Below are 12,291 nucleotides of genomic sequence, written 5' to 3' on the forward strand. Positions count from 1 at the left end.
CGGTCAGTCGACCTCGGCGTAGGGGCCCTCGACGATGCCCTTGCGGTTCTTCCCGGCCGCCTCGGCGGCCAGGACCCGCTGGACCTCGTCCTCGTCGGCGTTGGCGAGGTAGTTGTTCACCCCGTCGACGTCGTCGCTGGCCGGGTCGTAGTCGCTCTCCGAGGTGTCCGTGGTCTCGTCGGCGGCCGCGGTGGGCTCGTCGTCGGTGGCCTCGAACGCCTTGGGGTTGGTGACCTGGTCCTTCGCCCACGAGGGGACGGTCTGGCCGGGCTCGAGAACGACGTTCTCGAGCGTGTCCGGGTTGACCACGTGGACGAAGGTGGTGAGCTTCTGAGTCATCTTGGGCTCCCCTTCAGGTCAGGCGACGTCGGCGGCGAACGTCAGGTTCGGGTTCGCCATGACCGGCAGGCCGATCGCGGACGCCTTCGTGAACACCGCGACGGGGTCGGGGCTCTTGTACGTGCCCGCGACGATGCCCGGCTGGTCCGGGGACTCGATCGCGTACTCGTCCTCGAGCGCCTCGGCCGTCGTGCCCCACAGGGTGGCGCCGAGGTCGGTGCTCTCCGGGTCGTTCGGGTCGCCGGGCGCGGGCGCCAGGACGACGCGGTCGTCGGGGATGATCCGGGTCGCGGATCCGCCGACGTTGACCTGGGCGTCGTACACCTCGATCGGCGGCAGCCCCTCGGACTGCAGCAGGGCGTTGAGCTCCTCCGCGGTGACGCGGGTGCGCTCGGCGGCCGCTCCGGCGACGGCGTTGATGACCTCGGCGTTGCGCTGCATGAGCCGCGCGATCCGGGTCGACACCAGCGCGACGCCCGGCTTCTCGCCGTTCGCCGCCACGTAGGTGTCCACCCAGGACACGAGGTTCGTGATCGGGGTGGACGTGGCGGTGTCGGTCCACGCGGTGCCGGCGGTGACGGTGTGACCGGCGGCGCGACCGAAGTCGACCGTGGCCACCACGCCGTTCTCGGAGAGCACGATCTTGCCCTTGTAGAGGGCCTCGCCGCGGGCCATCTCCATGCGGGCCGCGATCTGCCGCGCGAGGCGACGGGCGTCGGCGTAGATCGCGTTGAGGATGGCGTCGTCGCCGGCCGCGCGGAGGCGGAGCCGGTCGTACTCGTTGAGCCGCAGCTGCCGCGAGATCGGCGGCAGCTCGCCGGACACGCGCTGGACGCCCTTGCGGGTCCCGAACGGGCTCGGGGCGTCGTACACGCGGAACGTCGCCGCGTCGACGAGGCCCTCGCCGCCGGCGGTGAACCGGTAGTCGAGGTCGTCGATGTTGCGGGACGGCAGGAACCGCGCGAGCGTGAACTGGTTCTGCTCGAAGTCGGCGAGCGCGGCGCGGGTGTAGCCCGTCAGCTCGGCCGGGTCGATGTAGTCAGTGATCAGGAACATGGGTCACTGCCTCTCAGATGTACTTGATCCGGCCGGCGCCGTCGGTCTTGCCGTCGGAGTCGATCGAGACGGGCAGGTTGGCCTCCACGACGGTGCCGTGGTGGAAGAGGACGCCCTGGACGTCGACCGAGGTCGAGGAGGGCGCCTTGACGGGCGAGAGGAGGTGGCCGGCGCAGACCTCGGTGCCGTCCGAGGCCGAGTTGTTGTACGGCCCGTACAGGCCGGTCGCCGTGATCTTGCCCAGTGGGATGCCGGACAGGAAGAACCCGTCCGGGTAGTGCGTGCCCGAGGTGAACGCCGACGTGTCCAGCGTGATGCCGACACCGTCGTCGGTCCCGTGCGCCGCACCGAGCCAGGACTGGTTGTCCTGGCCGTAGGTGGTGGTCTTGATGGAGAGGTCCATCGTTGACTCCTTCGGGAGATGGTCGGGGTGGTGCGGCTACGACTTCTTGCCGTGCCGCTGCTCGTAGGCCTCGCGCCCGGAGGCGACGGACCCGCCCTGCTTGCCGTCGGAGGGAGTGCCCTGCTGCCGGACCGGCTTCGGCCGGGTCGCGGTGGGCGCGACCTTGAACGCGTCGTTGTCGTCGACGGCCTTCTTGATCGCGGCGTCGAGCTTCGAGGCGAAGTCGTCGGCCGACGGGTCCAGATCGCGGACCGAGTCCATGAAGGTGCGGGAGTCGACCAGCAGCGCCGCGTTGGCGTCGTGCTTGCCGTGCCTCTTCAGGACCGCGTTCTCGATCTGGGTCGCCCGGGCCTGCCGCTGTGCAGCGGTGAGCTCGGACTTGAGCTTGTCGGCGTCGGGCTCATCCTCGGACTCGCCGGCGATGAGCTTGGCCAGCTCGTCGAACTGGTCGGCCTTCGTCTTGTTGCCCTTCGCCCGGGACTCCCACTTGCGGGACTCCTCGAGCGCGGTCTTGACGTCCTCGGGCTTCATGTCCTTGAACAGCTCGGTCCACGGGCTGTCGTCGGTCCCTCCGCTCGCGGCCGCCAGGGCGTCCTCGAGCTCCTTCTTCACCTGGTCGGGGGTCTTCCCCTCGAACACCGACGACCAGTCGTCCTCGGCGGCACCGAGGATCGGCCAGAGCGGCAGCTTCGTTCGCGGGTGGAGCCCGATGGCCTGCAGCGCCAGCCCCGTGCGGGGGTGACGAAGCGTCGGGTGGGTCGGCAGTGCAGCAGTGCTCATAGCAGGGTGTCTCCCGTGCGGGATCGGTCGCGGCACCGTGCGGCGCACGCGATGAGTGGGTGTTGCCAGCCGCCCGTGCGGGCGGAAGATCAGCGGATGCCCTCCTGGAGGCGGAGCTCGCGGAGGATCTTGCGGAGGTCGGAGCTGCCGGCGGCCCTGCGTGCGGCGTCGTACTTGCCGTACAGCTCGCCGGGGTCGTAGCCGTCCGGGGGCTCAGGGTTCGATGACCAGGTGACGTCCTGCTCGCAGTCGCAGAAGTCGTGGTAGCTGTTGTTCCGGCCGGCGCTGGTCTCGGACCGGTACACGTAGCCGCGCGATGCGAGTACGAGGCAGAACGCGCACGTCTCGGCCCCCATCGGGATCCGGGCGACCCGTGGCCGGGCTGGGTCGCGGCGGGCGGACTCGTTGAGGGCGTCCCGCTGCGCCTGCCGGATCAGCCGCTGCGAGGCGCCCTCGATCTTGGCGAGCATCGTCTCGATGTCGAGCTCGTCGACGTCGCGGGGCGGGGTGACGGCCCAACTGACGATGCCGTCGACCTGCGCCGAGTCGAGCGGGTCGGGCACGAGTGCCTGGAAGGAGCCCGGGATGCCAGCCTGGTCGCGCAGCTCGTCGTAGAAGTCCGCGGCCAGCGTGCCGGCAACCTCGCCCCACGCGGCGATGAAGTCCGCGAACAGGTCCCGGAGCGCCTGGATTCCTTCGTTGGTCGCGAGTTGCGCCGGCGTCAGCCCGAGGCCGGCGTACGCGGCCTGGAACTGCGCCCACGCTGTCGCGACGACCGTGGCCTGCGCCGCGGCCTGGGCGTCGAGTTCAGCCCTGCTGGCCACGACGCCGCGCAGCGAGGTCGATCACGTTGCTGTTGGCCGCCGCGAGGTCGGACACCATCTGCCGGGCCGCGGCCCGCCGCTTCTCGGACCGGAGCTGCGCGCGCTCGATCGGGGTGAGGCCGACCCTCTTGTAGGTGACCTCGGAGTCGGGGAGAAGGACACCGGCACCGATCAACTTGGTGGCCTCGTCGGCCGCGGCCTGCGGCGTCGGGGTCGCCGGGTTGGTCCAGTCCGGGGCGACCTGCTTCAGCTTGTCGACGTCGACCCTTCCGTCGCGCCACAGCAGCGCGTTGTACGCAACGTCGCGCCACCCCTGGGTGAAGCCTCGCTGCCGGCGCAGGCTGCGGTTGATGAGCCGGTCCTGGCCGGCTCGGATCGCGTCCGCAGACGCCGGGTTGTCGGTCGCGTACCCGAGGTACGACGCCGGGATACCGACCTCCGCGGCGAGCAGCATGGAGTAGGCCCGCACCTGGTCGATGTACGGGGTCGGCGGCGCCGCCGCGAACTGGCCCACCTGAGGGAGCTCGCCCCACTGCTCAGTGTCCTTGTCGAACGGCCGCGGCATCGCCAGCATGAGCCCGGCGACGGCCGCCCACGCGTCGGCCATCTTGCCTTCCTCGTCCTGGAAGACGGACATGTCAGCGCCCATGAGCCAGCGCTGAGGGGTGGTGTAGAACTCCCGGTTGACCTCCATGCCGAGCAGCGTCCGGATCGCGGCGTCGACGTAGTATCGGACCGCCCGGGTCAGCTCGGAGCGTCCGCCCTTGCGGGACGTCCTGGCGCGGTTGACGAGCCGCGACACGGGAACGCGGCCCTTCTCGTGGTCGTCCCGGTCGACGACCTCCATGCGCCCGTCGCGGCCGCGCTCGAGAGAGATCGTCTTGTCCGGCAGGTAGAGGGTCTCCATGTCGACCCGTCCGGTCGGTCCGACGGTGCGGGACAGCGCCGCGACGCTCATGCGGCGGCGGTAGTCCCACAGGGTGGTGCAGTCGGCAGGGGACTCGGCGGTGACGAGGATCGGCGGCTCGTCCTTGTCGGCGTCGCCGGTGCCGACGGTGACGAACGAGACGCCGGAGATGAGCGCGTCGAGCTGGGCCAGCGGCGCCTCCACGTCGAGGTCGTTGTCGACGTAGATCTCGTCCAGGCCCATGAGGTCGCCCGCGGAGACGAACTCCGACCAGTTCAGCCGCTCCTCGATCACGTCGATCGCGGTGCCGCCCCAACCGGCCGCGACCATGAGGTCCTTCAGGTGGGGCGGGATCGCGATGTCGAGCTGGCGAACCTTCTGCGAGCTCTCGTAGTAGCTCTCCAGCTCGCGGTTCTTCGTGGCGTGGCTCTGGAGCTGCTTACGCAGCTGCAGGTAGGGACCGAGTTCGTCCTCGAGCAGCCTGTGCCCGGCCAGAAGCGCGGGTGCCGCGTCGACGGGTGTTGCCACGCATCACCACCACCTTCTGCTGGTTCATCCGGGTCTTCTTGTCGCTCTCGCGCTGCTGCTGGAGCTGGGTCAGGTAGAACCGCCACATCAGCCGGGCGCCGACCATCGCGACGGCGGCGTCGACCTTCCGTGCGGACTCGCGGTGCTCCTTCGACAGCGAGATTCCGTGCTCGTTGGGCGCCCGGCGGGCGTTGCGGACGTGCTGCTCGAGGAGCGCGTGCGGCGCGTAGGTCAGGTCACCGTTCGCGATGTCGGTCTGGGTGCGCTCCGCGGCCTCGGTGAACTGCTTCATCCGGACCTTCGACCGCATGTCCCACACGACGGCGTGCTTGTGGTCGCCGGTGCGGACCGCCTTGAGCTTCAGCCGCCGGCCGTACCGGCGGGCCCACTCGTCGCAGAGGTTCTCCCAGTACCGCTCGCCGGTCTCGTCGTCACGGGCGTCCGACGGGTCGACCCAGAACCCGACCACCCGGTACGTGTTGAAACACCTGGTGACCTCGTGGTCGACGTCGGCCCGGTCGACCGTCCAGGCCGGGGCGCCGGCGGCGGTCGAGTGACCGGGGGGCTTCTGCCACACCTTCAGCGCGAACACCCGGCCGTCGGAGACCCGGCACGCGACCAGCGCCGTCGAGTCGTCGGACTTCGACGCGTCGAGGAACATCACCAGCTCGGTCCGGGCCGCGAGGTCGCTGTCGCGCTCGCAGGCCTTGAACTCCTGCGGGTCGGCCCAGGACTCCTCGACCGCGGTGATCTGGTTGTACCACTTCCGCCGCGACTCGCTGGCTGGGTTCTGCGGATTCAGGATCGACTTCACGATCCGGCCGCGCGGCCGGGTGTCGAGCCAGTAGGAGTCCCCGGAGATCGACCGGACGACCGCTGGCGCGTCCTCCGCTGTCAGGGGCGCCTCGGGCGGCGCCTCGAGCGAGTCGTACATGAGGCCGTAGTCGTCGATCGCGTCGTCGCCCTGGGTCTGCTCCCACGCTTCGCGCGCCTTCTCGCCGACGGACTCGCCGCCGGGCCGGAACGCGTTGCAGATGTCCAGCATCCGCGCCTGGCCGCCCTCGGACTTGGCCGCGTTGCCCTCCATCGCGCCGGCCATGTCGTGGCCGCCGTTCGACGAGTCCCAGTTCTGGGTCTCTGCGCGGATGGTGAGCGTGGGCCGGCCACCCTCGATCGCGGCCGGCGACGAGGTAACGGCTTGGATCTGCCGAGTGTCCGCGAGCCCGTAGACGTTGAGCTTGCCGACCTGGATGCCGTAGTGCTTCCTGGCCTCTGCGGACACCAGCCCGGGGAACAGCTTGAACGTGTTCCGCGTCTGCTCCTGCGACACGGCGACGATCTGCACCCAGGCGTTCGGCTCCTCGCGGCCGACCGGCTCACCGGCGTCGTCCCAGTGGGAGAACCGGACGTGCGCGAAGCACTCGGCGAGCGCGATGCACGCGGCGATCGGGTCCTTGCCCCAGCCCTTCAGCCGCTGCAGGACCGCCGAGTGGTACAGGAAATCGCCGTGCTCGTCGACGGCGTAGTACCAGAGGATGAACCGCGCCTGCTCCGGGGTGAAGATCCACGGGTCGCCGCGCTTGTCCCGCAGCCAGACCGCGCACCAGGCGAGGACGTTCCAGCCGAGCGTCTTCTCCGGGAGGACCCAGCCGTTGTCCCACTGCCAGGTGGGCCCGACCTTGATCGGCTCCCACTCGAGCTCGGCCGGCGGCGCGACCGCGGCTAGCTCGAGCTTCCACCACCGGATCCAGTCGTCGATCTGGTCCTTGATCGAGGTCGACTTCGACCTCGCGGCGGCCGACCGTCTACGCGCCACGGCGAGACCAGCGGGCGTTCGCCGCGTCTCGCGCCTTCGCCGACCGGTCGTTGGCGGGCGCCGGCTGGCCACCGCCGCCGCTGCCCTCGCCCTCGTCGGGGAGGTCGGGCAGCTTCAGCTTCGCGAGCAGCCCGGACAGCGTGGCTCGGTGCTGCCGCAGCTCGGAGACGAGCGGGTTGAGGACCATCTGCCCTTGGGAGCCCTCGATGAGGAGCGGCTCGTCGCGCTGCGCCTTCGCGAGCAGTTCGATGAGGTCGGCCTCTCGGCAGGCGTCCTCGAGCACCCGGTACTCGTCGGGACGCAGCTCGTACTCGCCGGCGATCTCGCGCCACAGCTTCTTGCCTGCGGCCTCGAGCGTGCGGGGTACGGGGCGCGTCGCGGTGCGTGCGGCCATGGTTCCTCCCGTGCGGGACTCGCCCTGTCGCCCGACCCCCGTGCGGGGCTCGAGCTGCGGCCACCGTGCGGCGGCCGGGGCGTCAGATCAGCGAAAAAACACAGGACGACCGGGCACGCATGGTCGGGAGTGCTATGCCCGCGGTCCTGAAGTCTTGGGGGTGGGGGAGGGGTACCCCCCCTGGGTACCGCGCGCGGACGCGCGGGTCAGCTGCGACGGGTGCGCCGGCGCCGGCCGCTTCTTGGCCTGCGCCTTCCACGTCGACGTCGACCGGTTGCACCGCTCGTGCTCGGGCGCCGTGGGTGCCGAGCAGACGTTGTCCGGGTGGCCCAGGTCCCACGCCTGCCCGGGCAGGATGCGGTGGTCCTGCATCCGGCACTGGTCTCCGCGCCTGCACTCGACCGTCCCGGTCGCCACGGTCGGCGCCCACGCCTCGCGCTCGGCACGATGCTCGGCGGCGCGCTCGGTCGCCTGGCTGGTGTGGCTGCCGTCGGCCCGCCTGGCCATCAGCTCTTGACCCGCGTACCGACGTACCAGAGGTGCCGCTTGTAGACGCGGTGCTCGGTGCGGATCTCGTGGATGCCGTTGACGTCGTCGACGGGCAGGATGCGCGGCTCGGTGAGGTCCCCCATGCGTGTCTCCCACAGGTCCCACGAGCCTGCTGGCGCGGACCGCTGAGCGCCGGACAGCGCCCATGCCCACGCGACGGTGTCGCCGAAGCAGACGTAGGGCGCGCGCCACGAGGGCGTGGCGTGCGTGGTTGGGCGGCGGTGCGGGACGAGGCCGCGGCGGATGATGCCGCCGCGGTTCTTCGTCGGGGACCAGTGGTACAGCGACATGCCCCGGTCGAGCGCGAGCCGGGTGAACGCCTTCTCGGTCTGCTCGATGGTGCCGGTGCACCAGTCGAGCTCGTCGCGAGGTGTGGCTCCGCAGTCCGGGCACGGGACCAGGATGCGGTCGCCGACCTTCAGCAGTTCGCCGTCGGCCAGGTCGTGGCCGACCTTCACCTCGGGGTACGCGCACTGGTGCGCGGTCGTGTCGGTCACGCGACCTTCGACCGCTTGATGATCGGCTTCGGTGCCCCGTGTCGGGTGCGGGAGTTGCCGGTCGTGCCGGCCCACATACCCCACTCGCCGCGGGTCATGGCCTCGCTCAGGCACGCGTCGGAGGCGGGGCAGCCGGTGCAGAGGGCCTTGCGCATCAGGTCGCCGGCGGGGCCGCCGGGCTTGTCGAACGCGGCGTCGACGAGAGGCAGGTGCTCCGGCTTCGTGCACGCAGGGCGGTCGAAGTCCGGGACGTGGAAGAGGACCACCGTGCTCACCTCCGCCGGCGTGCAGAACGCCCGGGGCCTGTGCGGCTCACCGGGCGTGCTCAGGGTGCACTCGTCCACCCCTTCGATGCTCACGGTACCGGACGTCGGTGGTCCCGCCTACGATTCGCCGGACGTGTCGCCCCACGGGTACTCGTGGATGGTGCCGTAGGGAACGCCCGGGTCGACCCGGGCAGTGACCGTTCCGTCGCTGTGGCGGACCATTCGAACTCCATACTCGCCACCTTGAAGCGCTGCCTCGCAGGCCTGCTCGATCGCGGCTTGGTTGAGCTCGGCCTGCTTGCGGGCCATCCCGGTGACCCCGCTATCGAAGTCACCCGTCACTGTCGCCACTCCTCGCGGTAATCGGGATGGTCGGCGTACACGGCCGCGAGGGCGCGCAGGGTGTCACACTCGACCGTCTCCAGCGTCGCCCCATCATGCGCGTCGCAGGGGTCGACACGGCCATGCAGCCCCACGATCCGCCGCTTCGCCTCACACTCGGCCAGCACGCGTCCGTCGTCCCAGAAGCCCCACGGGGCCGGGACAGCGTCGGCCGCCTCGGCGCCCGCCACGTCCTCTGCGATGCGCGCCAGCAGGAAGTCGGTGAGCGTCATGCGATCGGGTTCCCTTCCTCGTCCCGATGCCGGAGCTGGAACGACTCGACCGCACCGTACGCCGAGGCGGCCGTCACCAGCAGCAGGACGACGAACAGGATCCACCACCAGGAGCCGGCCCGGGCGGTCGCGACAAGGCCGCCGGCGCAGCCGATGGCGAGGATGGTGGCAGCGACCCCTGTCGGGATCTCGCGGGTGGGCGTGGACATGGGGATCATGATGCTGCCTCCGTTGTGATGATGGTGGTGCCTCGGTGGTCTCCTCCGGTGTCGCGGATCCGCTCGACCTCGCTGACCCGGTAGACCTTCCTGTTCTTCCCGTCGACGCCGCAGGAGCGGAGGAGCGGCGGGTGGATGACCGGCTTCTCGCCGCGGCGCTGTGTGGTGCGGCGGGAGGCCCAGCGTCGGATGGTGGACTCGTCGACCTCGGTGCGTTCGGCCATGTCGGTGGCGTTGAGGCGGTCGGCGTTGGCGATGTGGTCGGACCGGACGGCCATCCGGTACTCGGTCTCGGACAGGTCGCGGGCGCAGTGCTCGCACCGGTAGGTGACCTTCCCGTCGTCGGCGGTGGTGCGGAGGACCGGCCGCTTGCAGCGCTGGCAGGGTGCGCCCTTCTCGACCTGGTCGCCGTCGTGGAGGACGCTCTCGAGGTGTTCGCGGCAGTGCTCGAGGTCGTCGCCGAGCTGCTCGAACGGGAAGTCGGGGTCGTGGGCGAGGCGGGTCAGGTGCCCGGCGAGGTAGTCGCGGGCCTCGGTGAGGGTGGGGGCGTCGTCGCCGGGCTGGCCCAGGTGGTCGCGCACCTTCATCTCCCAGGTCCCGACCACCCAGGTCGGGTGGGGTTCGTCGCGGTTCGCGGCGTTGAACGCGACAGCGTCCGGGCAGGGTGCGTTGATGCGAGCGCAGGAGCGGTGCCGGCAGTCGCCTCGGCAGGTGGGGCCGTGGGACCGGGCGCCGTGGAACGGGCATCCGGCGCCGAGTGTGCAGGCACTGCCGTCGATGATCCGGCGGAGACGGAGCGCGTACGTCGTGGCGCGGGCGACCGGGCCGTCGAGGACCATGGCCTGCGAGTTGATCCCGCGGACGATCGCCTCACCGAGGAGCCGGGCCGCGTAGACGCCGATCAGGGTCAGGTCCTCCCGGACCTCGCCGATGCAGGATGCACAGGTCTGGTCGGTGCCGACGCCGTCGACCGTGACGTGCTCGTCACCGCAGACCCGGCAGTGCCGCTCCGGGCACGGCTGGCAGCCGACGCAGTGCGTGTTCTCGCAGCCCTCGAGGTGCCGGTCCCTGAGCACGCGTGGGCTCGTGGCCGACCTCGAGATGCAGGTGCGGGCGGTCTTCAACGTGCTCCCTCCCCAGGGGCGTCGGTGGACTGGTGGGCCGTGGCGGCATTGGTCGGCGCGAGGTCGGGGAACAGGTCGCCGATGCGCTGCGTCAGCGGTCGAGCTGTCGGCGTGGCCTGTGCGTGCGCTACTCGGGCGGCGTGGCAGAAGGCGCAGAAGCACTTGTGCGTCTGGTGGCCGAACCGGCTGTTGCAGTCCCAGCATGCGGCGACGAGGTTCGTGTTGGCGTTCGTCCCGCCGAGCAGCTTCGGCCACACGTGGTCGACGGTCTGCTCGTCATCGGGTGGGGTCACCTTGCAGTAGTGGCAGACCCCGCCGTCCCGCTCCCAGACGGTGCGCCGCTTGCTCGGGATGATCCCGTTCGTCATGCCGCGACCTCCTGGTAGTCGCCGGCATCGGTGAGCAGGACGCGCCTGGTCGCGATGTGGTCGCGGATCTTCACGCCCTGCATCGTCGTGACCGCGTTCCATCCGCCGAACACCGTGACCGGGACCTCCGCTGGGTCCTGACCGTGGCGGACCAGCCAGCCTTCCTGTTCAGCCGAGGACCGGTACTTCTCGATGAACCCGTGACAGCCCGTTGTGCCAGAGCCACATAGCAGCATCACGTTCGCTGGGGAGTTCACCTCACGGCGGCGGGAGCCGCCCATCCCGCGAGGCTGGCGGTGATGGAAGGAATGGTCGCCGGTCCAGGACTCGTCGAACAGCCGGGTGCCGCAGAGCTCCACCGGCTCCTGGCCGGCCGTCACGAGTCGCTCCCGGAGACCGGCGGCTGTCGCCTACGGATGGCTCGCGGCACGTCCTCGTTCGTGATCAGGACGTTGTGCCCGGGGTAGGACCGGGTCAGGTTGGCGACGTGCCCGTTCGCGCACCTGTGTGGGTACTTCGGAGGCCACGTCGTCAGGACCGTCGGGTCCACCCCGTCGCGGACCATCTCGGCCCCGCACTCGTCGCAGTCGTACCTCTTGCCGATGACGTAGGCGGCCACTTCGCGCTCAGCCACGGTCCTCACCACCCGTGGTCGAACCGGGTGGATTGCTTACGTCGCTGAATCGCCCACCGGGGCCGAACAGGGTCTTGGCGATGGAGCCGATGACCTCTTCGGCCCGCTCTCGCGTGTAGCCCTTATCGACCATCCCCTGGATGACGGCCTCGCGCTTCTCGGCCTTTTCCTCAGGTGTCACCGCGCACCTCCGGGCCGGGCGGGGCAGAGGGCCGTCCGGTGAACCTCAACGGCCCGGTCGTCGTGCGCCGCCCACCCGTAAGCCGGGTGGGCGGTCTGCATCCACGCGCAGTCGGGGCAGGACCACGACTGCGCTTTCTCGGTCGCCGGGGTGTAGTCGTCATTCGACATCGCGGGCCTCCCGTCGGTCCATCGCCTCGACGGCAGCCACGAGCAGTGCAGCGGCCTGCACCAGACGCTCGCGGTCGAAGTAGCCGGGTGCCTTGCCCTTGCCCTGACGGCGGGCGTAGGACGCTGAGAGCCGCACGAGGGTGTCGGTGTCGTGATGGTCGTCGTGGTCGCGGGTCCAGTTCTTATTGACCTGACGCTCGCGCTCGCCGGCGATGTCCCGGAGGACTCGGGCGGTGTCGGGGTGGGTGATGCCGCTCATCGGGTCGTCTCCTGGTCGATCTGTCGGTTCGGTGCGTGGTCGCCGTCGTGCCCGTAGGGCAGGCGGCAGTAGCGGCCTCGGTGCAGCGCGAAAGCGCATTGCAGACGCCGCGTTCCAGAAGCCGCTTCCTCGATCGGAAGGGAGCCGCCGCCGCGACCGGTCGGCGGCGCAGGTCGGGGATCGGTCGCGGGATCGAACCCGCTGGTGCTCGGCGCTGGGCGGTAACCGCTGTGTCGCGGTGGGATCCGATCGGTCATCACGCCTCCTCAGGCGTCGAGGAAGCGGGCGGTGTGACTACCGGCAGCGGATCGCAGGCGAGACACCGGACACCCGTCACCCACTCGCCCGGTTCGCGGTCTCGACA

General features: G+C 70.5%; 20 protein-coding genes. All 20 read right to left on the reverse strand.

The features are described 5' to 3' along the window. Positions 1-3: 3 nt before the first annotated feature. A complete protein-coding gene (locus ABD086_RS08925; RefSeq protein ID WP_343907139.1) occupies positions 4-339 on the reverse strand; it encodes a hypothetical protein in 336 nt (111 codons plus the stop codon). Between the two features lie 18 nt (positions 340-357). Beyond that, positions 358-1,395: a major capsid protein gene (locus tag ABD086_RS08930; protein ID WP_343907140.1), complete on the reverse strand. Its 1,038-nt coding sequence runs from the start codon at positions 1,393-1,395 to the stop codon at positions 358-360. 13 nt (positions 1,396-1,408) lie between these two features. Then, positions 1,409-1,798: a head decoration protein gene (locus tag ABD086_RS08935; protein ID WP_343907141.1), complete on the reverse strand. Its 390-nt coding sequence runs from the start codon at positions 1,796-1,798 to the stop codon at positions 1,409-1,411. Between the two features lie 36 nt (positions 1,799-1,834). Further along, positions 1,835-2,578 carry a hypothetical protein gene (locus ABD086_RS08940; RefSeq protein ID WP_343907142.1) on the reverse strand — a complete coding sequence of 248 codons (744 nt, stop codon included), beginning with the start codon at positions 2,576-2,578 and terminating at the stop codon, positions 1,835-1,837. Between the two features lie 89 nt (positions 2,579-2,667). Beyond that, positions 2,668-3,402, reverse strand: a complete 735-nt coding sequence (locus ABD086_RS08945; protein WP_343907143.1) for a VG15 protein — start codon at positions 3,400-3,402, stop codon at positions 2,668-2,670. Further along, the gene (locus ABD086_RS08950; RefSeq protein ID WP_343907144.1) at positions 3,386-4,837 is read right to left on the reverse strand and encodes a phage portal protein; all 1,452 of its coding nucleotides are present in this window, start codon (positions 4,835-4,837) and stop codon (positions 3,386-3,388) included. Before ABD086_RS08950 ends, ABD086_RS08945 begins: the two co-directional genes overlap by 17 nt. Beyond that, positions 4,749-6,653 (reverse strand): hypothetical protein, encoded by a 1,905-nt coding sequence (locus ABD086_RS08955; protein ID WP_343907145.1) that lies wholly within the window; start codon positions 6,651-6,653, stop codon positions 4,749-4,751. The genes ABD086_RS08950 and ABD086_RS08955 overlap by 89 nt, the downstream gene beginning before the upstream one ends. Beyond that, positions 6,643-7,047 (reverse strand): hypothetical protein, encoded by a 405-nt coding sequence (locus ABD086_RS08960; RefSeq protein ID WP_343907146.1) that lies wholly within the window; start codon positions 7,045-7,047, stop codon positions 6,643-6,645. Before ABD086_RS08960 ends, ABD086_RS08955 begins: the two co-directional genes overlap by 11 nt. 132 nt (positions 7,048-7,179) lie before the next feature. After that, positions 7,180-7,554 (reverse strand): hypothetical protein, encoded by a 375-nt coding sequence (locus tag ABD086_RS08965; protein WP_343907147.1) that lies wholly within the window; start codon positions 7,552-7,554, stop codon positions 7,180-7,182. Then, complete coding sequence (locus ABD086_RS08970) at positions 7,554-8,093, reverse strand: hypothetical protein (RefSeq protein WP_343907148.1); 540 nt, start codon at positions 8,091-8,093, stop codon at positions 7,554-7,556. The genes ABD086_RS08965 and ABD086_RS08970 overlap by 1 nt, the downstream gene beginning before the upstream one ends. Next, on the reverse strand, positions 8,090-8,452 hold the full coding sequence (locus ABD086_RS08975) for a WhiB family transcriptional regulator (RefSeq protein WP_343907149.1): 363 nt from the start codon (positions 8,450-8,452) through the stop codon (positions 8,090-8,092). Before ABD086_RS08975 ends, ABD086_RS08970 begins: the two co-directional genes overlap by 4 nt. 24 nt (positions 8,453-8,476) lie before the next feature. After that, entirely contained in the window at positions 8,477-8,701 is a 225-nt protein-coding gene (locus ABD086_RS08980) for a hypothetical protein (RefSeq protein ID WP_343907150.1), read from the reverse strand. After that, the gene (locus ABD086_RS08985; protein ID WP_343907151.1) at positions 8,698-8,973 is read right to left on the reverse strand and encodes a DUF6221 family protein; all 276 of its coding nucleotides are present in this window, start codon (positions 8,971-8,973) and stop codon (positions 8,698-8,700) included. Before ABD086_RS08985 ends, ABD086_RS08980 begins: the two co-directional genes overlap by 4 nt. Further along, positions 8,970-9,182 carry a hypothetical protein gene (locus ABD086_RS08990; RefSeq protein WP_343907152.1) on the reverse strand — a complete coding sequence of 71 codons (213 nt, stop codon included), beginning with the start codon at positions 9,180-9,182 and terminating at the stop codon, positions 8,970-8,972. The genes ABD086_RS08985 and ABD086_RS08990 overlap by 4 nt, the downstream gene beginning before the upstream one ends. 5 nt (positions 9,183-9,187) lie before the next feature. Beyond that, complete coding sequence (locus tag ABD086_RS08995) at positions 9,188-10,267, reverse strand: single stranded DNA-binding domain-containing protein (protein ID WP_343907153.1); 1,080 nt, start codon at positions 10,265-10,267, stop codon at positions 9,188-9,190. Positions 10,268-10,311: 44 nt separating this feature from the next. Continuing rightward, positions 10,312-10,683, reverse strand: coding sequence for an HNH endonuclease (locus ABD086_RS09000; RefSeq protein ID WP_343907154.1), 372 nt, complete (start codon positions 10,681-10,683; stop codon positions 10,312-10,314). Continuing rightward, positions 10,680-11,063 (reverse strand): hypothetical protein, encoded by a 384-nt coding sequence (locus ABD086_RS09005; RefSeq protein WP_343907155.1) that lies wholly within the window; start codon positions 11,061-11,063, stop codon positions 10,680-10,682. Before ABD086_RS09005 ends, ABD086_RS09000 begins: the two co-directional genes overlap by 4 nt. After that, on the reverse strand, positions 11,060-11,317 hold the full coding sequence (locus ABD086_RS09010) for a hypothetical protein (RefSeq protein ID WP_343907156.1): 258 nt from the start codon (positions 11,315-11,317) through the stop codon (positions 11,060-11,062). The genes ABD086_RS09005 and ABD086_RS09010 overlap by 4 nt, the downstream gene beginning before the upstream one ends. Then, the gene (locus tag ABD086_RS09015; protein WP_343907157.1) at positions 11,310-11,498 is read right to left on the reverse strand and encodes a hypothetical protein; all 189 of its coding nucleotides are present in this window, start codon (positions 11,496-11,498) and stop codon (positions 11,310-11,312) included. The genes ABD086_RS09010 and ABD086_RS09015 overlap by 8 nt, the downstream gene beginning before the upstream one ends. A 159-nt stretch (positions 11,499-11,657) precedes the next feature. Further along, on the reverse strand, positions 11,658-11,927 hold the full coding sequence (locus ABD086_RS09020; RefSeq protein ID WP_343907158.1) for a hypothetical protein: 270 nt from the start codon (positions 11,925-11,927) through the stop codon (positions 11,658-11,660). Positions 11,928-12,291 lie beyond the last annotated feature (364 nt).

Source organism: Nocardioides aquiterrae, from assembly GCF_039526625.1.
In the GTDB taxonomy this organism is placed as follows: domain Bacteria; phylum Actinomycetota; class Actinomycetes; order Propionibacteriales; family Nocardioidaceae; genus Nocardioides; species Nocardioides aquiterrae.